The following is a 25,070-nucleotide window of genomic DNA, read 5'->3' on the forward strand; positions in this document are numbered from 1 at the left end:
ATGGATATCAATCAAGAAATACACAATGCTTACGAAGTCATAAAAAATGGAGGAATCATCCTCTACCCCACTGATACCGTATGGGGAATTGGTTGTGACGCCACAAATCCAGAGGCTGTCGCTAAAATTTACAAACTCAAGAAAAGAGCCGAAACCCAAAGCATGATTGTTTTGATGAATGGCGATAAAATGATTTACAATGTATTCAAAGACATTCCGGAAGTAGCCTGGCAAATTATGGATTTCTCTGACCTGACCGATAGTGAACTGGCAAATCAAAACCCAACCACTTTAATTCTGGACAAACCACGAAACGTAGCACCCAATTTAATCGCAGCTGACAACTCACTAGGAATTAGACTTGTAAAGGAACCTTTTTGTTTTAAATTGATGGAAAAAATGAAAAAACCGTTGGTTTCCACATCAGCAAATATCTCCGGACAACCTACTCCAAAAAGTTTCAAAGAAATCAGTCCTGAAATTATAAAAGGCGTGGACTATGTTGTAAATTTGCATCGCGAAAAAATTGCCGGAAAACCATCTACAATTATAAAATTGACAAGTGATTCTCAGGTAAAAGTGATTCGGAAATAATTGTTTTTTTACCGCTAATTCAATTTTAAAAATGGATGATTTAATTTATAAAGATGAATGTTATAAAATTGTTGGACTCCTGTATGAAGTACACAAAAATCTTGGTAAAGGTTTCTCTGAAATAGTTTATAAAGATGCCTTAGAATTTGAATTTAACGAAAATAATATTCACTATGAGAGGGAAAAAGAGTATTCAGTTAATTATAAAAATTCAATTTTAAAACATAAATTTTATGCAGATTTTATTATCCATGACAAAATAATTCTTGAAATAAAAACTGTCGAATGTTTTAACAATAGTCATTACAATCAGTGTTTAAATTATTTAAAAATTTCTGGAAACAAACTTGCAATATTGGTTAATTTTAACTTGACCTCTTTAGAATACAAACGTATCGTTGATACCAAAAAATAATTAGCGAATTTGCGGTAATAAAAAATGAACTACAAAACAGCCTTACATAACAAAATATTCGAAGTAATTTCTCAAGCTTCTCAAGAACTTAGCGTTGACAGTTATGTGATTGGTGGTTTCGTAAGAGATTTACTTTTGAAGAGAGACTTTAAAAAAGACATTGATATTGTTGCCGTGGGCAGCGGAATTGAATTGGCTTTAAAAGTGTCACAACTGCTTCCTAACAAACCAAAAGTTCAGGTTTTCAAAACTTACGGAACAGCGATGCTGCGTTTTGAAGACACCGAAATTGAATTTGTTGGAGCCAGAAAAGAATCCTATAATTTTGAAAGCAGGAATCCAGTTGTAGAAAACGGCACCTTAGAAGACGACCAAAACCGTCGTGATTTCACCATAAATGCACTGGCTTTATCTTTGAACACCGCTAATTTTGGAGAACTCTCCGATCCTTTTAACGGATTGGAAGATTTAAAAAACAAAATAATCAGAACCCCTTTGGATCCGGATATTACTTTTTCTGACGATCCTTTGCGCATGTTGAGAGGGATTCGTTTTGCAAACCAATTGGGATTTGAAATCGAAGAAGATTCGCTGAATTCGATAACCAAAAATGCGGAACGAATCAAAATTATTTCCGGAGAACGCATTGTCGATGAATTGAATAAAATACTTTCGACAGACAAACCCTCCGTAGGATTCTTGCTATTGTTCAAAACTGGACTTTTAGATATTATTCTTCCAGAATTGACTGCTCTGAATCAAGTGGAAGAAATTGAAGGCCATACCCATAAAAATAACTTTTATCACACGCTGGAAGTTGTCGATAATATTTGTCCGCATACTGATGATGTTTGGTTGCGCTGGTCAGCATTATTGCACGACATAGGTAAAGCACCAACGAAACGTTTTACTAAAAAACAAGGCTGGACCTTTCACGGACATGAATTTCTTGGTGGCAAAATGGCAAAAAAGATTTTTGAACGTTTGCACATGCCGTTGAATCAAAAAATGAAATTTGTGCAAAAAATGGTCATGATGAGTTCACGACCGATTGTTTTATCCCAAGATACGGTAACGGATTCTGCAGTGCGCCGTTTGGTTTTTGACGCTGGCGAAGACGTTGAGAATTTAATGACACTATGCGAAGCGGATATCACAACGAAGAATCCAAATAAATTCAAGAAATACCACAATAATTTTGAAATCGTCCGCCAGAAAATTGTAGAAGTCGAAGAACGGGATCAGGTACGTAATTTCCAGCCACCAATATCAGGTGAAGAAATTATGGAAAAATTTAACTTAAAGCCTTCAAAAGAAATCGGAATGCTGAAAGAAGCCATAAAAGAAGCCATTTTAGAAGGAGAAATTCCAAATGAATATGAAGCTGCTTTTCAATTTATGCTAAAAAGAGCCGCAAAAATCGGATTAAAGATTAACGCTTGTTGAATTAACAATTAATTACATTTCAAATATCTTTGCAAAAATTAATTTCAAACAATGAAAAAAGAGAATAATTACGTTATCATTTGGTTGTTATCAGGATGCTTATTATTGTTTATGATGGTTGTAGTGGGAGGAATTACCCGATTGACCAATTCCGGTTTATCAATGACCGACTGGCATTTAGTAACTGATACTTTTCCTCCTTTAACAGAAGAAAAATGGTCACACGCTTTTGAAGAATATAAAAAATTTCCGGAGTACCAAAAAATAAACATCCACAATGATTTTACGTTAAGTGATTACAAATTCATTTATTTCTGGGAATGGTTTCACCGTTTTATAGGGAGAATAATAGGTTTAGCGTTTATCCTTCCTTTTATATATTTCTTGTTCAAGAAACGTCTTTCGACAGAGACTATAAAAAAATGTGTTGTTCTACTATTCATGGGTGGTTTTCAAGGATTTCTGGGCTGGTTTATGGTACGTAGCGGATTAATCGACAATCCGGATGTAAGTCATTTTAGATTGGCATTACACCTTACATTTGCTTTTATAACGTTTGCTTACACACTCTGGGTAGCTTTGGATTTAATCTACCCAAACAAAGCGACAGCTATACCTCCATTACGAAATCTCGCGCGTGTCGCATTAATTTTTCTAGTTATCCAAATCATTTATGGCGGGTTTGTTGCGGGTTTAAATGCGGGTTTGATTCACAATCATTGGCCGCTGATGAGTGATGGTCAATTCATTCACGAGAGTGTCTTTATAGAAAAAAGCACCTTGTTTTTAAATCTTATCGAAGGAAAAAGCGGCGTTCAGTTCGTACATCGAACTATGGCGTATGTCGTGGTAGGATTAATTCTTGCTCTTTATTTTACAAGCAGAAAATACACTCTTTCCTCACTTCAGAAAAAAGGAATCAATATATTGGTGTTGATTGTCTTCTTGCAATTTGCATTAGGTATCCTTACTCTGCTTTACAGTGTCCCACTTTGGTTGGGATTACTACATCAAGTGATGGCTTTCTTTTTATTAACGGCAATGACATTCACTTTACACCGATTATCAAAATAAGAAATAAACATAACCCACGGTTTAAACCGTGTTCAATTCAAAATAATACCTGACTATATTGTCGCATTTCTTTGTTTACCAACATAAATGTCTAAACTTGCCGCTCAAGATAAATTTTTAGATTTATCAGATTATGGAAGACCATTTGGAAAATTTCTTGCCAATCAATTAAAAAACACTCGGTTTACTCCTATTCATGTCACCTTACTTTTTGGTGTTTCGGGCTTGATTGCTATTTACTGTATTCTGCAAGGAAGTTACTATTTCGCAAGTTTTTTTATCATTTTGAAATCAATGATTGATGCAGCAGATGGTGAACTGGCACGCTTAAAAAAAACGCCTTCTTATACTGGAAGATACTTGGACAGTGTATTTGATATCATCTTAAATTTTCTGCTTTTAATGACTATTTGTTATGTTTCAAAAACATCATTTTGGGTTACTATTTTGGCTTTTATCGGCATCCAATTGCAGGGCACTTTATACAATTACTACTATGTGATTTTAAGAAATAAATCCGTTGGCGGAGACACTACCAGTAAAATTTTCGAGTACAAATCACCCAGAGCTTTACCCGGCGAAACCCAAAAATCTGTCGATATTCTGTTCCGTGTTTACACCCTCGTTTATGGCACATTCGACAAGATCATTCACACACTTGATAAAGAAGCTTACAAAGTAAAAACGTTTCCTAATTGGTTTATGACGATACTTTCTATCTACGGTTTGGGCTTCCAACTATTGATAATTGCGGTAATGTTACCTATGAATTTAATTGAATATATCATTCCGTTTTTTATACTTTACACGGCACTCATTTTTGTTCTAATTGGAATCCGAAAAACATTTTTAAAGGTATAAAAGCACTATAGACATATTCTATACTAAATACCTAATTCACTAAAAAAGAGTTATTTAATACCCATTATATACTTTATCTATTTAATACTATTATCAGCCTATCCAACTCTTGAAATCAGAAACCTTTTCTCTACTCACAATTACTTCTTCGTCTTTGTAAGAAGGTAAAATAACTTTCAAACGGGAGTTGCTGTAGACTACAATTTCTTTAATTGCTTTAAGAGGAACTATGAATTTTCGGCTTACCCGATAAAAATCCTTTGGATCTAATTCCTGTTCCAAAAGTTCTAAAGTTGTTTCTATTAAATAATTCCTATTGTCAAAAGTATGCAAATAGGTTCCTTTATTTTCACTAAAAAAACACTCAATTTCATCGGCAGAAATCACCTTTAAATGTTGGCCTATTTTTACAGAAAATCTTTTTTTGTAATTTTTTTCAAATGGATTAGACAGCATTTTTTTGATTTGTTCAAAATCCAATTGTACTGTTTCCAGTTTAGGTAAACGCGCCTTAAATTTTGTAACGGAAACCTCTAAATCATCTTCGTCAATAGGCTTCAAAAGATAATCAACACTGTTCAATTTGAAAGCCCGTAAAGCATATTTATCATAAGCCGTGGTGAAAATTACTGCACTTTTAATAGATACTTTTTCGAATATTTCAAACGATAATCCATCTGACAATTGAATGTCCAGAAAGATCAAATCCGGATGTTCATTATTAGAAAACCAAGCAATAGCTTCTTCCACGGAATGCAATAGCACTCCAACTTTAATATTTAGTTTTTCCAGTTTTCGTTGGAGCAACCTCGCCGCTGGTTTTTCGTCTTCGATAATTATTGTTGTCATTTTTTAAGTTAGAGGTTAGAAAATAGAGAATAGAAGTAAGAGGTTTTACTGAATACTAAAAAAACTGAACACTGAACATTTATCCTTATTGCCATTTTTCGCTTTTCTCTTTTTCCATCAATTCCTTAATTTTTTTTTCTTCCCAGTTTTTTCCAAAAATCCAATTGGGCAAAAAAGTAGAAAAAGCGTGAGTTGTTAATCCAATTCCCCAGAAGAAAGCCGTAAAGAAATTCTCCATTTTAAAATAGCTTTCACCAACATCTAAATCTTGAATATTGACAAACACAATCATTAAATTCACTACTAGATAAACAATCAAATGTATGTAAAATCCTTTTATTTTTTTTACACGTGCGAGCGCTTCATTATACTGTAACTCTGTAATTGCATCTGTTTTCATGATATTAGCGGTTTTGATTTTTATCTTTATCCATCAACTCATTAATCTTTTTTTCTTCCCAATTAGTTCCCAAAAACGGCATATAATTAAAGACTTTCATGCCATGAAAAAACAATCCAATTCCCCACCAAAATAACGGCCAAAAAAACCATAAGTATTGAGGGGATGTAGTCAAATTAATGATTGCCAAAGAAATAATCACAATACTATAAACCGTTAAATGTCTGTAAAAATCTTTTATTTTTCCTACCTGCTTTTTTGCTTGAAAATATTTTTCTGAGTTGTCCATATTAGTTTGTATTTTTTTTAAATTTAGGGAATCTCAATTCCATTTATTATTCTGATTGTCTTTTTTCAAAATCTCATTAATCTTTCGCTCTTCCCATGATTTTCCGTACCCAAAAACTTCAAAACCATGAAAAGTAAGTCCCATTCCCCAACCCAATAACGGAAACCAAAACCATTGAAAATTTGCACTATAACTTAAATTAATAAAAATCAAAAACGAGATTACTAAACAATATGAAATTAAATTTCCGTAGAATCCTTTTAGTTTTTTTACGTGTTCTGATGCTCTCAAATATGCTCCAGTTTCATCGTTACTATATTGTGTTTCCATACCTGTAATTTGTTTAGTTAAAATGGGGATTTTGACCGTAAAGGTTTGTTCGTTTTGAGCAATCAGGACTTTTCTAGTAGTAATAATTCTATATCTGTTGACAATATTTTGTAAACCAACACCTTGCCGATCTTGCAACACTTCTTTCTTTTGATAATCGTTTTGAACAGCCAGATAATCACCATCCACATAGATCCTGATATATAACGGTCTTTGTTCGCTAACCACATTGTGCTTTACCGTATTTTCGAGCAAAAGCTGTAAAGAAAGTGGCACCACTTTGGCTTCTGGATTTATAGCTGTTGTTGGTACTTCATAAAACAAGCTGTTCTCAAAACGCATTTTTAATAAATTCATATAGGTTTTGGCAAAAGCCAGTTCTTCTTCCACTGGAACCAATTCCTTGTCTTTTTGTTCTAAAACATACCGGTAAATTTTAGATAATGAAGTCGTAAATCGTTGCGCATTTTCTGGATTTTCTTCAATAAGAGCACTTAAAACATTCAAACTATTGAAAAGAAAATGGGGATCTATTTGATTTTTTAAACTTTCAAACTTAGCATTTGCGGTTCCTGCGATGATTTTCTGTTCTTTGACTTTATTTTCATTGTACGCTTTATAAAAATGCAAAGCGTGAACGCCTAACAGTACAATAAAAGTAATAATTGATGATTCTATATAAGCCTGAGGAGTTTCATTGGACAAAAATTCTGAAAATGAGTTTCTTTCTATAATTACTTTTATAAAAATTCGCAACAAAAAAATCACAAATAAGGTGAGAAAAAAAGAACTGACAAATCCAATTAGTATCCGTTTTGGAGCGTAAATATTATCTTTAAAAACTTTGTCCAAAAATACGAACAACGCAGCATTTACAAGATACAAAGTAACACTATAAAGCATACAATATAAAAAGTAAACGTACAGTCTAGGACTAAACACCTCACTCCCAACAGTAATAAATTCAATAAGAAACGACACTAAAAAAATTATAACCCCAATAAATAAAGCTTTTAGTAATTGTGGTTTTATATACATTATTCTCTTTTTTTCAATAGTTTTTATTCTCTATTTTTTTCATTAAAATGACTAATTCGAAACAATCAACTGAATTATTTACAATTTTTCTGTGCTGCTAATGCTCTGTCCAATCCCCATTTTGGAGAAAAAGGTGTTTCAGGTTTAAAAGTAGCAAAAAGTCCGATAGCTTTTTCAATTTGCGCACACATTGGTTTGGTGTCTGTTCCCCAAAATTGAGCGCTATCAATTTCAAATTCGGCTTTACCATAAACAACTCTTGGGTTTTCCGGAGCAATTGCTTGTGCTTTTCCGTACAATTCCATAACCGTTCCGGATAATTTTTGTCCGTTTGTCATTGGGTCAAAAGCAATCCAAGCCGTATGAATCATTGCTTGCATAACCAATAATTCGGCATTATTTGGATTTTTATCCATTTCTAAATCTAATGATTTTTGCGCTTTCGAAAGTAATAAATTCATTTGATCTTTATCTTTTGTTCTAAAAGCAGTTGTGGTATTCACCAATGCAACATAATAATTTGGCAACCAGCTTGTTTTTTCAGCACCGGAAATTCTTTCGAACAAATCAGAAGCTTCCGTGTTTTTTCCTTCGCCCCATAATTGGAATGCTTTTCCCATACCTTGTTCAAATTGCCCTTGAGCCGATAATAAACTACAGATAAAAAATGCGATTGTGGTGATAATTTTGGTCATGATTTCTTGTTTTTAATGGTTGTTTTTTTGATGATTAAAACATTGTGTTATTTATACTTCAAAAGTATCTCGGTTTTCATTGGATTAAAATTTATAAATACTGAACTGTCAATTTTGATGGATGAATTGTGTGTCAGTCGAAAGTCATAAAGTCGAAAGTCTTAAAGCCGAAAGTCATAAAGTGGAATGAATTTACGTTTATTAGGATTTTATACCTTTGACATTATGACCATTTTTAAAGATTTTTCAACTGATTGTCTTTTTTATCGTTGCTAATCGTCCAAAAGAATCCTACGAAGAAAAAACGATCGGCCGTAGGAATAATTGCTTTTCTGTTATAAAAGCCCGCATTATCCGGATTGTTCACATATTCGTATCCAAAAACATTTTGACTTCCTAAAACATTAGAAACTGAGAAGTATAAAATCTTTTGTTGTGAGAGCAAATACGCCCAATTGAAGCTCAAACTGTTGTACGATTTGGTTTTTCCATTCATAAATTTCGTTTCATTTGGATTATTGTAGGATCGTCCGGAACTGTATGAATTCGTGAAACCTATTTGCGATTTCCAATCGTTTATCCAGTATTTAGTAACGATTGATAAACTGTGATCCGCAACAAAACTTGGTGTAACTTGAGAACTGAAATTTTTATAATCTCTTTCGGTATTGATGTAGGAATAAGAAACCCAATATTCTAAATTTTTGATTGATTTTCCATCTCTCCAAAACAAATCAAAACCTTTAGCATAGCCAGAACCGGTATTATTGTAAACCGAATTATATGCGGCCATTTGGGTGTCGAATTTTACTAAATTACTGTAGTCTTTATAATAGGTTTCGGCACGAAATGTTTTCCCGTTTTTATGGTATTGAAAATTCAAAATGTAATGCGAGGCTTTTTCGCTTTCAAACTGATTGTTGTTGGAATATTTAATGTATTCAGCACTTGGAGTTTGAGTAAAATCGCCATAAGCAAATGAAAACTGACTGTTCTTTGCCATTTTATAGGCAAATGAAATCCGGGGGGAAATAGCATTTTCATTTAGCAAATCGTTATTCGAAGCTCTTAAGCCTACTTTTGCAGCCCATTTTTTAGAGAAGAAAATATCAGCTTCCGTATAAACAGCCGCAATGTTTGCATTGTAGCCATTGGTAAAAACCGACCCTGAATTTTCGTTGAAATCTTCATTGAACTGGGTAATAAAATAATCTGCTCCAAAGGAAATTTTTACTCTTTCAGAAAAACTTTTTTTCAATTTTAATTTCAAATGAGCCGCATTTTCATCATTCGCCACTTTATCTGAATCTAAATTTATTTTGTTGTTGCTGTAGCCATAACTCAATCCAGAAGTAATTTGCCAATTGTTCCCAAAAACGCCTTTGTAAGACGAATTTAAATAGAAATTATTGTTATTTAAATCAACTCTGATTTTCTCCGGCGAATTGATATTTTCCTGATTAATATCAAATTTTGAAGAGTCAAAAGCAGCGTATACTTTCAAAATCCCATTATTAAAATTATAACGGTACACCGTTTCTCCAGACAACGATTGAAAAGGACTGTTCCAATCCACATTTTGTGGAATCAAAGCCTGATACGGCGCTAAATTGATGTAATTCGCATTTACGCTCAACGAACTTTTTTTCCGTTTTTGGGTGTTTCCAATTCCTAAACCCACAGTCATCAATGCTATTTCAGTTTTATTTTGGTCTGGGTCATCTTGTGTATTCAAAAGTAAAACACTGGATAACGCTTCGCCATATTCCGCTGAATAGCCGCCTGTAGAAAATGAAATTCCGCTGAACAGAAAAGGAGAAAACCTTCCTCGTGTAGGCAGATTATTCGTGGTTGCGCCATAAGGTTGCGCCACCCGAATCCCATCAACGAAAGTTTGTGTTTCATTAGCCTCGCCGCCACGAACAAACAATCGCCCATCCTCACCTACCGTTTGTGTTCCTGGCAACGTTTGCAAAGCCACAATAATATTTCCCGCAGAACCCGCTGTAGTTACGATGTCTAATGGTTTCAAAACCGAAACTCTAGCTTTATCGCCCGCTTCTAATGTTCCAGCCGTAATCACAACTGCATCGAGCGACGTAACACTTTCTCGCAGTTTTATCGTTTTATTTTTGAAATTGGCGACATCAACCACTGTTTTAAAAGTTTCATAAATCAGGAAACTCACCACCAAACTCTGATTTCCAGTTGTTGTAGTCGTAAAACTAAAATCACCCGTTTCACTGCTGGAAGCGCCGTCATACGTTCCTTCGATAAAAATATTAGCGCCAGAAACCGGTTTTCCTTTTTCATCTACCACTTTCCCGGAAACTGTATTTTGTGAAAAAATAGTCAAGCTGAATAATAAAAAGGCAAATAAAAAAATCGAATTAAGACTTTTCTTGGAATGATTTGACTGCTTAGTAAATGTTAGTTTCATCGTATTTAATTTTTTTATAAAGCAAATGTATTTTAGAAAAGAAGGTGGCAAAACAATACAATACTGAACTGTTGAAATACGAGGATGAGTTGTAATAATTTTAATTTTAGATTATATTTACAACGTACTATTGCGCTTCAAAAGCAGGATCAGCATGAGGGATAGTAGTGAAAATCCTTTCTTGGCTCGATGTTAAAGCGAGACAAGAAAGATTGTAACGAATAGCCCGACCGGAGCTTTTGCGCAGGGCATGCCCAAAAACAAAAAAACTAAGTATGGAAATAAAAACCGAAAAAGAGAAAATGATTGCCGGAGAATATTATTTAGCAGGCGATCCTGTTTTAGTAAAAGACAGGCGAAAATCTAAAAATTTGCTCCACCGATTAAATGTTGTGGAATACAGAATAACTAAAAAAGCACGGGAAATTCTAAAAGAACTGATTCCCAATGCCGGAGCAAATCTATATATTGAACCTCCATTCTTTTGCGATTACGGCTACAATATCAGTTGTGGGAAAAATGTGTATTTTAATGTAAACTGTGTTGTTTTAGACTGTGCCAAGGTCACTATTGGTTCCAATGTGTTTTTTGCACCAGGAGTTCAATTGTACACCGCCACACATCCACTGGATGCTGAACTGAGAAAAACGTTGGAAAATGCCTTACCAATAACCATTGGTGATGATTGCTGGATTGGAGGGAATTCCGTTATTTGTCCTGGAATCACTATTGGAAATGGCTGCGTTATTGGTGCAGGTTCAGTGGTTACTAAAGACATTCCTGATAATTCTTTGGCAGTAGGAAATCCGGCAAAAGTGATCCGGCAATTAAATCAACAATAATATGATCCAACTTAACAAAATTCATCATATTGCCATTATTTGTGCCAATTATCAAAAATCTAAAACGTTCTATACAACTGTTTTAGGACTTACCATTATTCAGGAAATTTACCGTGAGGAAAGACGATCGTATAAACTTGATTTGGCACTTAACGGAGAATATGTAATAGAATTATTTTCTTTTCCAAATCCGCCAAAACGTTCTTCCGCTCCTGAAGCGGCAGGAATGCGTCATTTAGCTTTTGAAGTAGCCGATATTCAGAAAACACGCGATTATTTTGTGAATCAAAACATCCCTTCCGAAGAAATACGCATCGATGAATTTACCCAAAAAAAGTTCTTCTTTATTGCCGATCCGGATGAATTACCTTTAGAATTTTATGAAAAATAAGATACTTCCTAAATTTAAAAGAATAAAATAATACCAGAATCGCAAAAGAAAACCATGCCTTTCTTTTTTTAATTCTAATCTGGCTTTGTTTCTTTATCTTTGCAACATTGAGTTAAATTCTTTTTATTACACTAATAAAGATTCCATCCCCCTTTTAAATGAACACTACTGCAAGAATAAAAAAAAATTATCGCTTCATTAAATTCCGAAAATTAGTTATTGTCTCTGTTTTGATTGGTTTTCTTTCTGCTTTTTTAGGTGTTATTTTAAAAAATGCTACAGAATATTATGAGGAAATATTTTTTCATCAAGCGACTATCAATCCACTATTCTTAGTTATTTTCCCCGTATTTGGATTGTCGATTATTTATTTTCTTAGGGAATATTTATTTAAGAAAAAGGAAAATAAAGGCATAAAAGAAATCTTTGAAAGCACCAATTCTAAATCTAAAAATTTACCCAGTTATAAAATCCCTTCTCATTTCATTAACGGATTATTGACCGTCGTTTTTGGCGGTTCCACCGGGATAGAAGTCTCAACTGTTGTGGCTTCGGCAACCATTGGCTCCGTTGCTCAAAGAAAGCAAAATGTGTTTAGACAATACAAAACTGAATTGATATGTGCCGGAATTGCCGCTGGAATTACAGCTATATTCAGCAGCCCGATCGCTGGAATTCTTTTTGCGATAGAGGTTATTTCTAGAAAAGTCACTCGAGCATTCTTACTTAGTAACTTGATTGCGGTAGCCATTGCTTTTGGGCTGGTATTTTTATTGGACGAAAAACCACTGTTTGCAGTAAATATTACAACTTGGCATCTTAAAGCCATTCCCTATTTTATTCTTTTAGGCATTTTGTCAGGATTGAATTCTGTGTATCTAACGCGCAGTGTATTGTTTTTCAAAGCCCAATTTACGAGAATAAAAATTCCATATTTCAAAATTATAATAGGATCGCTGATTTTAAGTTCCTCTTTATTCCTGTTTCCACAGCTTTATGGCGAAGGCTATCATGCTATTAAAACTATTTTTGTTAGTTCGAATGAAATGTCATTGACTTTCCCTCTGGCACTAACAATCATTGGCATCATCATCCTGAAACCCATTGTAACATCAGCCACACTTGCTTCAGGAGGAGATGGAGGCGTTTTTGCACCCAGTCTTTTCATGGGTGCTTTTTTAGGATTGCTTCTTGCTTTAGTTACAAACACTTATTTTAATGCTCATGTAATTCCGATAAACTTTATTATCATGGGGATGGCTGCCGTTTTAAGCGCCAGTATTCATGCCCCTTTTACTTCTATTTTCTTAGTTTGTGGGCTAACGAATGATTACACTTTGTTTATTCCTATTTTGTTGGTTTGCTTAATATCAAAATATACGGCAAAAATGATTTACCCTTTTACCGTTTATTCCTATTCGCCAAGTTTAATAAAATAATCTCCTATGCACGTTCAAAAAATAAAAAGGAGTTATCGCAAAACCAAATACATCCTCTACAAGGAGACTTTGGTTGATTTCAAAGAACATTCCTGGGCTTTTTTGGGTTCTTTTATTGGCATTGGAATAATAGCCTATTTGCAATCAAAAGCTTTACCAGAATCTGATGTTATATATTTAATTGGATCCTTTGGCGCATCGAGTGTATTGGTATATGGTGTGATTCAAAGTCCATTAGCACAGCCTAGAAACCTTATTGGCGGCCACCTGGTTTCAGCTATTATAGGTGTAACAATTGCTAAATTTGTCCCTGATATTCTATGGTTATCCGCACCGCTTGCAGTTTCCTTGTCTATAGTTTTGATGCAAATGACAAAGACGCTTCACCCGCCGGGAGGTGCCACAGCATTGATAGCCATAATTGGCTCCCCAAAAATTAAAGAACTGGGATACTGGTATGTGCTGTATCCTGTGCTAACTGGCTCACTCATACTCCTTGTTATTGCATTGATTGTAAATAACATGACATCAAAAAGACAATACCCAAATCATAAAAAATACCACCAGTATCGAAAAAGAGTAGCCCGTGTATTTAAAATAAAAAAACTGTAACTTTTTATTCAAATAAGTGATTTGAAAACAAAATACACTTTCCTTCTTTTCTTCAAAAAGACTTTGACATTGATGTATTCCTTTCTCGTGCATACGCAAAAATCTTATTAACAAATCTGAAATCTGAAATCTAAATCTAAAATTATATTTTACCTTTGGACTTTTAATATAAATAAAGATTATGGTTTATAAATTTAGAGTGATTCTAGACGCGGAAGAAGATGTTTTTAGAGACATTGCAATACTTGAAGACGATACTTTAGAAGATTTACACAATGCTATTTTCAATTCTTTTGGTTTTGACGGGATGGAAGTAGCTTCTTTTTATACTTGTGATGAGACTTGGAACCAAGAAGAGGAAATTTCACTTTTTGATACCGGTGATGTTCCCGGTGAGCAAAAAATCATGAGTGACTATCAATTATCTGATATTTTAGACAAACAAAATACCAAAATTCTTTATGTCTATGACTTTATCAATATGTGGACATTCCTTGTAGAACTTGCTGCTGTAGAAGACCAAGTGCTGGGTAATTTATATCCGGAAACTATTTTTTCTCATGGGGAAATGCCGGATGAAGCGATGGAGAAAAACTTTGAATCTGACAATGCCGATAACTATAATGATGAATTTGAAGATGGCTTGGACGAAGATGATCTGGACATGTTTGAAGGCGATGATAGTTTTGAAGACTATGGATTTGAGGAGAATTGGAATTAGCCCTCTCCCCAACCTGCTCCAAAGGTGAGGGGAGACTAACCATATAAAAATAAAATGAATGTCCGTATTGATACCCAATGAACATTTTTTTACGTGGCTTTCTTTGTTAGGTATGATTCCAGACAATTATAAAAAAAATCAACAAATACAAAATTACGTCTCATCTACCCCTCCTTAGGAAGGGACTGAGGGGAGGAAATCTTATAAAAAACATGATCAACTTATATAACACACACATCGAGAACTTATCCATTCATAGAGTGGGTAATAAAAGCAGAAACGAAGCCATTTTTTTATCAGAGCAGCCTTTTAATTTAAATGATGAAATTGTTCCCTTGATGAAAGAATTTTTCTTTAAACCCTTTAGAGAAAAAGAAGAAAACTATTTTCAGTTTGCCCATGAAATTGATTTGGATTACAATGATATGTTCAAGTTTGCAACAGAAGTTTTTGACAATCCAAGCAGCGTTCATGAGATTTCTAAAAAAATCACAACCCACTTATTTGAGCAATCCAATCATCCGCATATCAAGAATGGCGAAGTGTACGTTACATATTTATCTAACGTAAGTATTGATAATAATGTCGTGGATGCGATAGGGATTTTCAAAAGTGAAATACAAGCAGATTTCTTGCAGTTTGAAGAAAAAGCAACCCATTTAGAGATGATTTTGCAACAAGGTGTGAGTTTAAACAAGTTAGATAAAGGCTGCATCATTTTTAATTATAAAAAAGAGGAAGGATACAAAATCCTGACTGTTGACAGCAACCGCTACGATGCCAGATACTGGCTAGAGCATTTCTTATCAGTAGATGCTTTTGAGGATGAAAACTTTATCACTAAAAAGTATTTAAAATTTTGTCAGAACTTTGCTAAGGATGTTGTTTTCCCAGCCGAGGACAAGAAAGAAGAAGTAATGTTCATGAACCGTTCCGTGAACTATTTTGCCAAAAATGATCAGTTTGAAGAAACTAATTTCCTGAACGAAGTTTTAGACAATCCAGACCTTATTCCTGAATTCAAGAACTACAAAATGGACAAAGGAGAAAAATACAGTATTGAAGATGTTACTTCTTTTCCTATTGCAAATGCAGCGGTTTCTGATGCTAGAAAATCAATCAAAAACATCATTAATTTAGACACACACATCCAAATTAAAATGGACTTTATCAATCCTGAAAGCGCTGAAAAATATGTTGAAAAAGGATGGGACGAGGAAAAACAAATGTACTACTATCTCGTTTATTTCAATAAAGAACAGAAGAGCTAGTTTACAGTGTTCCATTGCCATTTATAGCACCAATAATGATATGAATCTCCAATTACGAAAGTGTAATTGGAGATTTTTTTTTAGAAATAAATGCAAAAACCAACCTTGTAAATTTACGGTTCTTAAAAACTACCAAAAATGGCGCATCCATTTTTTAAAGAAAGTCCGTTCAAAACCTTGATTTCATTTTATAAGCTTATCGAAGCCTTAGAAGAAATTGCGGGTGCCAACGTAGATTGTCACGCCAATTATGCCAAAGCATTACTCCTAAAAATCGAGCGTTTTCCGGTTTAAACTAGGTAATTTTTTTAAAACACAGCAATACCGTGATTCAACTGAAAAACAAGGAAATTTATACTTTTGTTTTGAATAAAGTACTGGTTTTGAAATTTCTGGTAATAAAATGAAAAGCTGCACTCATGATACCGCCCATTGATTTTGCACTTTTAAAATTCAAATCATTGGTGTACCGATAAAGCTCTAATCGCAATTGTTCAATATGTGCCTCGGGAGCAATTACGTCCTCGCGCATAATTTTCAACAACCGCTTGATCCTGTTTTCGGCAGAAAGGATTCTTTTGGCTAAAACGGCTCTTTCTTCATCCTTATATTGCTCTATGGAACTGTTTTGAAGCTTTTCTTTAACTAATTTTACCATGGGGTAATTTTCTTTAAAAAACTGAGGGCGGTACACTTTGAAGTTTCCTTCGTAGCATTGCTGATCAAAATCAATAGCACGTATTTTATAGACCACTTGATCAAAATCATGGGTGGGCACAATTACATAATTATAGGAACGCATATCCCCTAATAATCGAATCATACAGCGTTCATTGAACTTGACAAATTCTTTGGCTATTTGCGCTTTTTCGGTTTCGGTGCAATCAATGAGCAGTGTTTTCATAAACACATCACCAGGAATCCCCATAATATGTTCTTCTATTAAAGTGTCTTCATATACTAAAAAATTTATTTTGTCCGGAGAAAGAATATGCTCTAACTCCAGTCCGTAAATACGAGAAGCATCTGCTTTTTTAATATAAAAATGGGTGTAATTATCATTTAGTATGTTCCTGACTTTTATTCGAAAAGGTTTTGAATTTCCAAAAGTGCAGTAATCAATGGAATCCACATTCAAGAATTTGATAATCCCCAGATTACCGTCAGAATGGAGTAGTGAATAGATTTTTTTTAGATTCAAATCAATTTCTTCTCGCTCAAAATCATTGTAGTATACCCGTATCCATAACGTATCCTGGTCATTTTTATCATAGACCGTTATTGATCCGGAAAAACGCAATAAGTCATCGTAAAAAATAGAAACTTTTGACAAGCGATCAAACCGTCCCAAGTATTCTAAAAGTGATTTATTTACAGGATAGGATGGTTTTTTAAAAAGCATTACTGGCTCACTCATTGAAAAAAAAATTTAATACAAAATTACGATAAATTAAGGCGTTGCTTGCGATTAGTTTCTAAAAGATATTTTAATAAATTCTCATTTTTTTTCATAAAATAAATACTGACTAGACAATAAAATAAGATATAAATAGCAAAACCATCATTTTATGTTAAAAATATTTGATACAAAAAAAAATAACCTTTATATTTGGTAGTCTCCAAGACTCTTTAACTATTTAAAACCTACTGATGAAGAACAAACTAGAACTTTATTTCAGGGCGGCTCAATCAGCTAAGATTGGAATATGGAAAATGGACCTGCAAACGAATCACATTTTTTGGGATGCGGTTACAAAATGTATTCTGGAAGTTCCTGAAAATTATGAACCCATAATTGGGAATGGAATTAATTTTTACACCATGGGTGAGAATAGAGACCGAATCAAAGTTCTTATTAATAGTGCAATAAATCACGGGATTCCATTTAGTGATAAATTTGAGATTACGACCGCAAAAAACAATATCAAATATGTAGAATGCATTTGTCAAGTCGATGTGATTGATGGAAAAGCAGTATCTCTACTAGGTACTTTTCAAGACATTACAAAGGAGCAAAATCTAATCAATGAACTTCAGCTCAGTGTTGAAAAATTCTCTTCTGTTTTTTCCAGTGCCAATGATGCCATCCTAATTATAGATACCTCTAATGGTATTATTACAGACTGTAATTCCAGATCCACCGAACTTACCGGATATTATGATTCGGAAATCAAAGGAATACACCATTCGAAACTGTTTCCTATGACATTTAGAAAAGAGCTTCGTTTTTTCTTGAAATACAATTTAACAAAGAATGAATATACTGTCAACGAAACATCCTTAAGGACCAAATCTGGAAAATCAATTGCTGTTGAAATTGCTTCAGGCAAAAAATTCATGGTGGACAACATTACCTATTTAGTCTGTTTTGTCAGAGATATCAGCGAAAGAAAAAATGTTGAAGCAAAAATGAGTTTGCTTTCCCTAGCAGCCTCCGAAACTACAGACACCATTGTAATTGCAAATCCTAACGGTGAAGCAGTATGGGCAAATCAGGCTTATTTAGACCTTACAGGGTTGAAAATGGAAGAAGTAATAGGCCAAAAACCCGGCTATGCCTCTAAAGGTCCAGAAACGGATGAACAAGCCAGCGAATTCCTGCGAAAGGCAATTCAGAATCAGGAAAGTATAAAAATCACCATTCTTAATTACACTAAAAACAAAGAAAAATATTGGTTTGAACTTAATATAACAACGGTATTTGACAGCCATAATACCTTTATTCATTTCATAGGCGTAGGCCGAAATGTAACCTCAAGAATTGAAAAAGAAATAGAGTTAAAAAAATTATTGGATATTACCAACATTCAAAATAATAAATTATACAATTTCACGCATATTGTTTCCCACAACATCCGCTCCCACACCAGCAATCTATCTATGGTAATTGATGTGATAGATCATACCGATGATATTACTGAAAAACTATCTTATTTTGATTTATTCAAAGAAGGCACCCAAAAACTCTCTGAAACAATTGAATATTTGAATGAGATTATAACCATTCAGCAAAAAATAAATATTGAAAAGAAAGGAATTCGCTTAAGGCAAGAAATTGAAAAAACAAGAATGGCTTTGAGTCAGGCCATCAAAGAGAGTCAAATAGTAATTACTCACACCATTCCTGACCATTTGATTGTAAATGCTATCCCCGCTTATTTAGACAGCATATTACTTAACTTATTTACCAATGCAATTAAATATAAATCCCCCCATAGAACTGCAACTTTAGAAATTAGCTACGAAGCTAAAGACAATTACAGCATTATCAATTTCAAAGATAATGGTTTGGGATTAGATTTAGAAAAAAATGGTCACAAGCTTTTTGGTATGTACAAAACGTTTCACGGCAATGAAGACGCGAAAGGAATTGGATTATTCTTAACCAAAAACCAGCTGGAAGCCATGGGTGGAAAAATTGAAGTAGAAAGTGAAGTGGGGCAAGGTTCTAATTTTAAAATTTATTTATATGAAGAATAAATTAACATACATCATTGACGATGATAAATTAAATGTAAAATTGATGAGCATTCTCATTTCTAAAAATAAGTTTTGTGACGAAATTGAATCTTTTCATAATCCCCAATTAGCCTTAGATAAATTAAAACATTGTTTTGATACTAATGAAAACCTGCCGGACACTATTTTATTAGATTTAAATATGCCGGTCATGGATGGTTGGCAATTTTTAGATGAATTTTTGCTGATAGCCTTAGAAAAAAAAATTATAATTTTCATCATGACATCCTCAATTGACCCTAATGATATTGAAAAGACAAAAAAATACCGTGTAGTAAAAGACTATATCGACAAACCTATTACGGCACAAAAATTAGATTTATTACGTAAATTAATCGAAGAAATAAACTAATATTAATTTTAGAGTACCAAAATCATACCTTATTCGTCCTATATAAAATTATAAAGATGAACCCTTTGGAAACGATACTCTTTATTAAAAATCTCCACAAACGTTATGGCACACTTCAAGCTTTAAAAAACGTTTCTTTCGAAATACAAAAAGGTACTGTATACGGGATTCTAGGTCCTAACGGCAGCGGGAAATCAACTACTTTAGGAATTGCGCTGAATGTGGTCAATAAAACCTCCAGTGTATACCGCTTTTGGCGGGACAATGGAAACTCATGAAGCCTTGAAAAAAGTGGGTACCATTATTGAAAGACCTAACTTTTATCCCTACATGACGGCTAAGGAAAACTTAAAGTTGGTTTGCAAAATCAAAGGAATCCAATCTGCAAAAGTCAGTGAAAAGCTGGAATTTGATACTGGCAAAGTAATAAAAGGCGATTTTTCAGTAAGAAGATAATATAAATTTTGTTATTTTTAACACATGAAAAAAACTTTACTTATACTCATCATTCTTTTTTCCATAAGTTGTTTTTCGCAGTTTAGTAAAACACATTATATTCCGCCTCTTACGGCGGCAAGTAATAATTTACCTGGTGATCATTATTTATATATTTCTACTCCTAGTATTACCAATGTAAAACTTGAAATTACAGCAATTGGCGGAGCGACTATTTCAGCAACAGTCAATAACAGTAATCCTTACAGACATGATATTGGACAAGGAATCGACACACAGTTATTTACTTCTAAAACTCAAATAGGAGTTATTGCTAATAAAGGTTTCATTGTTGAAGCTCAAGATTTAATTTATGTAAGCGTTAGAGTCAATGCCGGTAGAAATATACAAAATGGAATAGTATCGTATGCACATGCAGGAGGATTAGTGTCTAAAGGAAATAGTGCATTAGGTAAAACTTTTAGGCTAGGCGCCATGTTAAACCCTCTTTTAGACAGCAGCTTACTAAATTTTGCCTCCATTTTATCCACTGAAAATGGTACCAAAGTAACCATCTCTAATATACTTAATGGAACAGTATTGTCTAATGGAATTATTATTTCTGGTGATATCGTAGTTACTCTTGATAAAAATGAAAGTTACGTGCTGGCTATGGATAACTCCCCAAACACAACACCTTCAAACAGTTCAAAAATGATTGGTGCGCTAGTAGTAAGCGACAAACCAGTTGTTGTAAATTCAGGTTCGTTTGGCGGTAGTAATAGCACATTTCTCAATAATGGGCAACCAACAGGGAGAGATCTTGGTTTTGACCAAATCGTTTCAGCAGAAAAAACTGGGAAAGAATATATTTTTGTCAAAGGTCTTGGTACCGATGAATTAGAACGTGTGTTATTGATAGCAAATGAAGATAATACCAAAATATTTTTAGACGGCGTTACTCTTTTTAAAACATTAAATAAAGGTGAATATGCTGATATTGATGGAAGTAAATTTACTAATGGAAACTTATACGTAACTACATCTGAAAACGTATTTGCGTATCAAAGTATTGGGGGAGGTAATTCTCCTGCCAATCAAAATTTATTTTTTGTCCCGCCCTTAAATTGTGCAACGCCAAGCATTGTTGATAATATACCTTCTATTGAATTGATAGGAAGCACAATTTATAATGGCGGATTGAATATCGTTACTGAAACAGGAGCTACCGTGACTGTAAACAACAATACGCTCAATAATAACACTGCTATTCCTGTAACAGGAAATTCAGGTTTTGTGAGATATACAAGTAATGGTTTATTCGGCAATATATCAGTAAAATCCACCAGACAAGTCTATGTTTCTTACTTTGGGACAAATGGCGCGGCTACTTATGGCGGTTATTATTCCGGTTTTGACACAAAACCAGAAATTGTAACTGATAAAATTACAGTATCTAATTCAAATTGCATCCCAAATGTTATTCTAAAAGTAAGTTCACTTTCATCATATGATAGTTTTGAATGGTATTTCAATAACGCAGTAATACCTAATACAAACAGCAATTCTTATACCCCAACGCAGCCAGGTTACTATCAAGTACGAGGCAGTATTTCAGGATGTAATTCTCCACCTGTATTGTCTGATTTAATTCCTGTTAGTACTTGCGAAACAGATACAGATCTTGACACCGTAAATGACAATATTGATCTTGATAATGACAAAGACGGTATTACAAATTGCACAGAATCCTATGGAAATCAAGTCTTGGATCTTTCAAATCCTTCAAATGGAACTGTAGCAGTTGGTCTTTACTCCAATTCATTTACTGGAACAATTACCACGTCAACAACTGCAAGTACAACGCCATTTATTGGAAGCAGTGACGGAAGTTTTATTTCCAATGTACCAGCAGGAAAAGGAAACTTTGTTAGTTATAAAATGACTTTTTCTAATCCAATCAGTTTGGAAATGAAATATGTAAATATAGCTAGTGCAACTGATTTATTGAATGCAGATGCTGAATACATAATGAATTCAGATGTTAATAAAACCATCACGGTACTAAATCCAAGTGACCAACTATTAATTGATACTAACTATGATGGTATTTACGAAAGTGGAGTAAAACAATTTTCCTCATTTGAAATCAGATTTAGATTAAAAAGTATCACTCCATTGGCTGCAGGAACAGCAACATTTCAGTTTCTAACCAATTTATCGAAATCTATTACTTTTTCACACAAAAACTTATCAGATGTCAACGCTAATAAATCAACATTAGCGATCAGTGCAGTGTGCGTTCCTAAAGACAGCGACAATGATGGGATTGCAGATCAGTTAGACAACGATAGCGATAATGACGGAATTGCTGACAATATTGAAGCACAACCAAACACTGCAGTAGCTGTAACAAATAGCGATACAAATAAAAACGGTATCGACAACGCTTACGATCCAGGACTTATACCGATGGATACTGATAGCGATGGTGTCCCTGATTATTTGGATTTAGATAGTGATAACGATGGGATTTTAGATTCAATAGAAACGGGAAATGACCTTGATTCTGATGGAATCAGAAATTATCGTGATTTAGATGCTGATGGTGATTTATGCAATGATGTCATCGAAGCCGGATTCTTAGACCCAAACAATGACGGAGTATTGGGCAATAATCCAGTTTCAGTAAATACAAATGGTCAAGTAATAAGCGGCGTAGGATATACTACACCAAATAGTAATTACACTACCGCTGCTCCTATAACTATAACAACACAACCAACAGTTTCGCCAACTTGTGAACTACAAAATGCAGTAATTACTCTAGCTGATAATGGCGGAAACACCTATCAATGGCAAGTATCCACTAATGGAACCATTTGGACTAATATTACTGATGACGCAACATATTCTGGAGTAACTACAAATTCATTGACTGTTACCAATGTAAAAACCACAATGAATGGATATAAATATCGTGTAAAATTAGATAAAATTGGAAACAGTTGTGGCTTAATTTCAAATGACACTACTTTAATCGTATATACGTTACCAACCGTGAATAATACAACCATTATTCAATGTGACGAAGATTTAAATGAGGTAACCACATTTAATCTAACGGTTAAAAATGATGAGATTTCAAGCAATTTTGCAAATGAAACCTTTTCTTACTACACTTCATTTTTAGGTGCTACAACGGCAAACGCTTCAGAGTTAATTAGTACGCCTAAGGCTTTTACGAATACAACACCTAGAATTATGAAAGTATATGCAAGAGTACTTAATTCTAATGGTTGTTTTAGTGTAGCTGAATTGACCCTAAAAGTTTTAGCAACACAAATTCCAAGTACATTCAAAAGAAAGTTCGTGCAATGTGATGATTTATTAGACATAAACGGCAATAACAATGCAAACAATGATAAAAGAGATGGTGTAAGTACTTTTGACTTTAGCAGTGCAGAAACAGATATAAAAAATTTATTACCCGCGGGAAATTATACAATAACATTTTATCGCAATCAAGCCGATGCATTAGCAGAAATAAATGCAATCACCAATATCTCTAATTACAGAAATATTGGTTACGTAAACACTCAAGAAATTTGGGGCCGCGTAGACAGTGATACAGATAATGCTTGTTATGGCTTGGGACATTACGTAACACTTACAGTTGAAAAACTTCCGTTTGCTTACGCTGTGTCTATCCCAAGACAATGTGATGACAACCAAGATGGAAAATATACTTTTAATACAGCTACATTAGAATCTGATTTAAAACAAGGACAAACTAATGTTACTGTTACTTATTTTGATCAAAACAACAATTCGATATCAAGCCCATTTCCTTCAACCTATACTACAGGCACACAAACGATAAAAGCAATTGTTACTAATAATTCAACTTTAAAATGTTTTGACGAAACTTTGATAACATTCACAGTGGATGATCTTCCAGAAGCTTTCCAAGTAACTGTAAATTTAACAACCGTATGTGATGATGAAATAGATCCTCTGTTACAAGATGGTAAGTTTGGTTTTAATACGAGTACTTTTCAGAATACGATTTTAGGAAATCAAACAGGAATGGTTGTCAAATATTTTGATGCAAATGGAGCTTCTTTATCTAGTCCGTTGCCAAATCCTTTCATTAGCAGCACCCAAAACATTACAGCCGTTGTGGAGAATACTGCTAACTCAACCTGTAAAGCTTCAATTATTTTACCTTTCATTGTAAATAGTTTACCACCTATAAACTTAAATTCTGATGGATCAGAAAACGAATTGGTATGCTCTAATCTTCCTACTTTTTTTGTAACACTAAATGCAGGGATTCAAGATGGATCCCCAACTACTGACTACACCTATAAATGGTTTAAAGATAACGTTCTTCTACCAAATGAGAACAACTACACGCTAGATGTAAATCAAGAAGGAAACTACACTGTAGAAGTAAGAACAGTTTCAGGATGTTCTAGAATTCGAACTATAAAAGTTACAGCTTCTGATATTGCTAGTATTACCAGCATTGATGTAGTTGATCTAGCAGATACAAATACGGTAACCGTTAATGTATCCGGAAAAGGAATTTATGAATACAGTCTTGATGCTCCGTCCGGACCTTTTCAAGATTCAAATTTCTTTGACAATATAGCTGCTGGAATTCATGAAGTATACATCAATGACAAAAATGGTTGTGGAACAGTGAGCCAAAAAATAGCCTTAATTGGCGTACCTAAATTTTTCACTCCAAATGGAGACGGCCAAAATGATTATTGGAATGTAAAAGGAGTAAATGCTGATTTTAATGCAAATTCTACCATCTATATTTATGATAGATACGGCAAATTACTAAAACAAATTACAGCTTCCAGTCAAGGCTGGGACGGTACTTTTACAGGGCAGCCATTACCCTCTGATGATTATTGGTATACCATAAAATTAGCTGATGGAAGAGAAGCTAAAGGTCATTTTAGTTTGAAACGATAAAACAATTAATAGGGCATGCCACCATAAATAGAAAAGGCCTACTTATCATTATGCGGAATTAGCCC

At 33.9% G+C, this 25,070-nt stretch carries 22 protein-coding genes and 1 pseudogene; 16 read left to right on the top strand and 7 right to left on the bottom strand.

The window, feature by feature from the left end; translation table 11 throughout:
• The 5 genes from EKL99_RS09840 (at nt 1) to EKL99_RS09860 (ending at nt 4,390) form a co-directional block, all read left to right on the top strand.
• Nucleotides 1–594: an L-threonylcarbamoyladenylate synthase gene (locus EKL99_RS09840; protein ID WP_126554423.1), complete on the top strand. Its 594-nt coding sequence runs from the start codon at nt 1–3 to the stop codon at nt 592–594.
• Between the two features lie 31 nt (nt 595–625).
• Nucleotides 626–1,009 (top strand): GxxExxY protein, encoded by a 384-nt coding sequence (locus EKL99_RS09845; protein ID WP_126576871.1) that lies wholly within the window; start codon nt 626–628, stop codon nt 1,007–1,009.
• A 24-nt stretch (nt 1,010–1,033) separates the two neighbouring features.
• Complete coding sequence (locus EKL99_RS09850; RefSeq protein WP_126460441.1) at nt 1,034–2,455, top strand: CCA tRNA nucleotidyltransferase; 1,422 nt, start codon at nt 1,034–1,036, stop codon at nt 2,453–2,455.
• Nucleotides 2,456–2,506: 51 nt separating this feature from the next.
• Nucleotides 2,507–3,529, top strand: a complete 1,023-nt coding sequence (locus EKL99_RS09855; protein WP_126460437.1) for a COX15/CtaA family protein — start codon at nt 2,507–2,509, stop codon at nt 3,527–3,529.
• A gap of 87 nt (nt 3,530–3,616) precedes the next feature.
• Nucleotides 3,617–4,390: a CDP-alcohol phosphatidyltransferase family protein gene (locus EKL99_RS09860; protein ID WP_126576872.1), complete on the top strand. Its 774-nt coding sequence runs from the start codon at nt 3,617–3,619 to the stop codon at nt 4,388–4,390.
• Between the two features lie 93 nt (nt 4,391–4,483).
• Here EKL99_RS09860 and EKL99_RS09865 read toward each other — a convergent pair whose 3' ends face one another.
• The 6 genes from EKL99_RS09865 to EKL99_RS09890 all read right to left on the bottom strand — a co-directional run bounded on the left by EKL99_RS09865 (nt 4,484) and on the right by EKL99_RS09890 (nt 10,431).
• Nucleotides 4,484–5,239 (bottom strand): LytTR family DNA-binding domain-containing protein, encoded by a 756-nt coding sequence (locus EKL99_RS09865; RefSeq protein ID WP_126554413.1) that lies wholly within the window; start codon nt 5,237–5,239, stop codon nt 4,484–4,486.
• An 85-nt stretch (nt 5,240–5,324) separates the two neighbouring features.
• Nucleotides 5,325–5,639 (bottom strand): 2TM domain-containing protein, encoded by a 315-nt coding sequence (locus EKL99_RS09870; protein ID WP_126554411.1) that lies wholly within the window; start codon nt 5,637–5,639, stop codon nt 5,325–5,327.
• Between the two features lie 4 nt (nt 5,640–5,643).
• Complete coding sequence (locus EKL99_RS09875) at nt 5,644–5,928, bottom strand: 2TM domain-containing protein (RefSeq protein WP_126561903.1); 285 nt, start codon at nt 5,926–5,928, stop codon at nt 5,644–5,646.
• A 33-nt stretch (nt 5,929–5,961) separates the two neighbouring features.
• Nucleotides 5,962–7,296: a histidine kinase gene (locus EKL99_RS09880; protein ID WP_126576873.1), complete on the bottom strand. Its 1,335-nt coding sequence runs from the start codon at nt 7,294–7,296 to the stop codon at nt 5,962–5,964.
• Between the two features lie 74 nt (nt 7,297–7,370).
• On the bottom strand, nt 7,371–7,991 hold the full coding sequence (locus EKL99_RS09885; protein WP_126576874.1) for a hypothetical protein: 621 nt from the start codon (nt 7,989–7,991) through the stop codon (nt 7,371–7,373).
• Nucleotides 7,992–8,226: 235 nt separating this feature from the next.
• On the bottom strand, nt 8,227–10,431 hold the full coding sequence (locus EKL99_RS09890) for a TonB-dependent receptor (RefSeq protein WP_126576875.1): 2,205 nt from the start codon (nt 10,429–10,431) through the stop codon (nt 8,227–8,229).
• 281 nt (nt 10,432–10,712) lie between these two features.
• Between EKL99_RS09890 and EKL99_RS09895 the strand changes: the two genes are divergently transcribed.
• The 7 genes from EKL99_RS09895 to EKL99_RS14450 all read left to right on the top strand — a co-directional run bounded on the left by EKL99_RS09895 (nt 10,713) and on the right by EKL99_RS14450 (nt 16,001).
• Nucleotides 10,713–11,273, top strand: coding sequence for a sugar O-acetyltransferase (locus EKL99_RS09895; protein ID WP_126554457.1), 561 nt, complete (start codon nt 10,713–10,715; stop codon nt 11,271–11,273).
• Nucleotide 11,274: 1 nt separating this feature from the next.
• A complete protein-coding gene (locus tag EKL99_RS09900) occupies nt 11,275–11,664 on the top strand; it encodes a VOC family protein (protein WP_126561907.1) in 390 nt (129 codons plus the stop codon).
• A gap of 158 nt (nt 11,665–11,822) precedes the next feature.
• Nucleotides 11,823–13,103 (top strand): chloride channel protein, encoded by a 1,281-nt coding sequence (locus EKL99_RS09905; RefSeq protein WP_126554399.1) that lies wholly within the window; start codon nt 11,823–11,825, stop codon nt 13,101–13,103.
• Between the two features lie 6 nt (nt 13,104–13,109).
• Entirely contained in the window at nt 13,110–13,715 is a 606-nt protein-coding gene (locus EKL99_RS09910) for an HPP family protein (protein WP_126460409.1), read from the top strand.
• A gap of 181 nt (nt 13,716–13,896) precedes the next feature.
• Nucleotides 13,897–14,436, top strand: a complete 540-nt coding sequence (locus EKL99_RS09915; protein WP_126554398.1) for a hypothetical protein — start codon at nt 13,897–13,899, stop codon at nt 14,434–14,436.
• Nucleotides 14,437–14,648: 212 nt separating this feature from the next.
• Nucleotides 14,649–15,707, top strand: a complete 1,059-nt coding sequence (locus EKL99_RS09920) for a nucleoid-associated protein (protein ID WP_126576876.1) — start codon at nt 14,649–14,651, stop codon at nt 15,705–15,707.
• 138 nt (nt 15,708–15,845) lie between these two features.
• On the top strand, nt 15,846–16,001 hold the full coding sequence (locus tag EKL99_RS14450; RefSeq protein ID WP_156063271.1) for a hypothetical protein: 156 nt from the start codon (nt 15,846–15,848) through the stop codon (nt 15,999–16,001).
• Nucleotides 16,002–16,059: 58 nt separating this feature from the next.
• On the opposite strand, the gene EKL99_RS09925 is transcribed toward EKL99_RS14450, so the two are convergent.
• On the bottom strand, nt 16,060–17,124 hold the full coding sequence (locus EKL99_RS09925; protein WP_126460400.1) for a hypothetical protein: 1,065 nt from the start codon (nt 17,122–17,124) through the stop codon (nt 16,060–16,062).
• Between the two features lie 233 nt (nt 17,125–17,357).
• On the opposite strand from EKL99_RS09925, the gene EKL99_RS09930 reads away from it, so the two are divergent.
• The 4 genes and pseudogenes from EKL99_RS09930 to EKL99_RS09945 all read left to right on the top strand — a co-directional run bounded on the left by EKL99_RS09930 (nt 17,358) and on the right by EKL99_RS09945 (nt 25,005).
• Nucleotides 17,358–19,187, top strand: a complete 1,830-nt coding sequence (locus EKL99_RS09930) for a PAS domain-containing sensor histidine kinase (protein ID WP_126554397.1) — start codon at nt 17,358–17,360, stop codon at nt 19,185–19,187.
• Nucleotides 19,177–19,578, top strand: a complete 402-nt coding sequence (locus tag EKL99_RS09935) for a response regulator (RefSeq protein ID WP_126460394.1) — start codon at nt 19,177–19,179, stop codon at nt 19,576–19,578. Before EKL99_RS09930 ends, EKL99_RS09935 begins: the two co-directional genes overlap by 11 nt.
• Before the next feature lie 65 nt (nt 19,579–19,643).
• A pseudogene (locus EKL99_RS09940) lies at nt 19,644–19,986 on the top strand (ATP-binding cassette domain-containing protein); the annotation flags it as partial.
• A 72-nt stretch (nt 19,987–20,058) separates the two neighbouring features.
• Nucleotides 20,059–25,005 carry a T9SS type B sorting domain-containing protein gene (locus tag EKL99_RS09945; RefSeq protein ID WP_126576877.1) on the top strand — a complete coding sequence of 1,649 codons (4,947 nt, stop codon included), beginning with the start codon at nt 20,059–20,061 and terminating at the stop codon, nt 25,003–25,005.
• The last annotated feature ends 65 nt before the right edge of the window (nt 25,006–25,070 follow it).

The sequence above is a fragment of the Flavobacterium sp. ZB4P23 genome, from assembly GCF_003970375.1.
GTDB lineage: Bacteria > Bacteroidota > Bacteroidia > Flavobacteriales > Flavobacteriaceae > Flavobacterium.

Excerpts from the sequence above, each read along its gene's own strand:
- EKL99_RS09840 (WP_126554423.1), top strand. The coding sequence starts at position 1 with ATGGATATCAATCAAGAAATACACAATGCTTACGAAGTCATAAAAAAT.
- EKL99_RS09845 (WP_126576871.1), top strand. The coding sequence starts at position 626 with ATGGATGATTTAATTTATAAAGATGAATGTTATAAAATTGTTGGACTC.
- EKL99_RS09850 (WP_126460441.1), top strand. The coding sequence starts at position 1,034 with ATGAACTACAAAACAGCCTTACATAACAAAATATTCGAAGTAATTTCT.
- EKL99_RS09855 (WP_126460437.1), top strand. The coding sequence starts at position 2,507 with ATGAAAAAAGAGAATAATTACGTTATCATTTGGTTGTTATCAGGATGC.
- EKL99_RS09860 (WP_126576872.1), top strand. The coding sequence starts at position 3,617 with ATGTCTAAACTTGCCGCTCAAGATAAATTTTTAGATTTATCAGATTAT.
- EKL99_RS09865 (WP_126554413.1), bottom strand. The coding sequence starts at position 5,239 with ATGACAACAATAATTATCGAAGACGAAAAACCAGCGGCGAGGTTGCTC.
- EKL99_RS09870 (WP_126554411.1), bottom strand. The coding sequence starts at position 5,639 with ATGAAAACAGATGCAATTACAGAGTTACAGTATAATGAAGCGCTCGCA.
- EKL99_RS09875 (WP_126561903.1), bottom strand. The coding sequence starts at position 5,928 with ATGGACAACTCAGAAAAATATTTTCAAGCAAAAAAGCAGGTAGGAAAA.
- EKL99_RS09880 (WP_126576873.1), bottom strand. The coding sequence starts at position 7,296 with ATGTATATAAAACCACAATTACTAAAAGCTTTATTTATTGGGGTTATA.
- EKL99_RS09885 (WP_126576874.1), bottom strand. The coding sequence starts at position 7,991 with ATGACCAAAATTATCACCACAATCGCATTTTTTATCTGTAGTTTATTA.
- EKL99_RS09890 (WP_126576875.1), bottom strand. The coding sequence starts at position 10,431 with ATGAAACTAACATTTACTAAGCAGTCAAATCATTCCAAGAAAAGTCTT.
- EKL99_RS09900 (WP_126561907.1), top strand. The coding sequence starts at position 11,275 with ATGATCCAACTTAACAAAATTCATCATATTGCCATTATTTGTGCCAAT.
- EKL99_RS09905 (WP_126554399.1), top strand. The coding sequence starts at position 11,823 with ATGAACACTACTGCAAGAATAAAAAAAAATTATCGCTTCATTAAATTC.
- EKL99_RS09910 (WP_126460409.1), top strand. The coding sequence starts at position 13,110 with ATGCACGTTCAAAAAATAAAAAGGAGTTATCGCAAAACCAAATACATC.
- EKL99_RS09915 (WP_126554398.1), top strand. The coding sequence starts at position 13,897 with ATGGTTTATAAATTTAGAGTGATTCTAGACGCGGAAGAAGATGTTTTT.
- EKL99_RS09920 (WP_126576876.1), top strand. The coding sequence starts at position 14,649 with ATGATCAACTTATATAACACACACATCGAGAACTTATCCATTCATAGA.
- EKL99_RS14450 (WP_156063271.1), top strand. The coding sequence starts at position 15,846 with ATGGCGCATCCATTTTTTAAAGAAAGTCCGTTCAAAACCTTGATTTCA.
- EKL99_RS09925 (WP_126460400.1), bottom strand. The coding sequence starts at position 17,124 with ATGAGTGAGCCAGTAATGCTTTTTAAAAAACCATCCTATCCTGTAAAT.
- EKL99_RS09930 (WP_126554397.1), top strand. The coding sequence starts at position 17,358 with ATGAAGAACAAACTAGAACTTTATTTCAGGGCGGCTCAATCAGCTAAG.
- EKL99_RS09935 (WP_126460394.1), top strand. The coding sequence starts at position 19,177 with ATGAAGAATAAATTAACATACATCATTGACGATGATAAATTAAATGTA.
- EKL99_RS09945 (WP_126576877.1), top strand. The coding sequence starts at position 20,059 with ATGAAAAAAACTTTACTTATACTCATCATTCTTTTTTCCATAAGTTGT.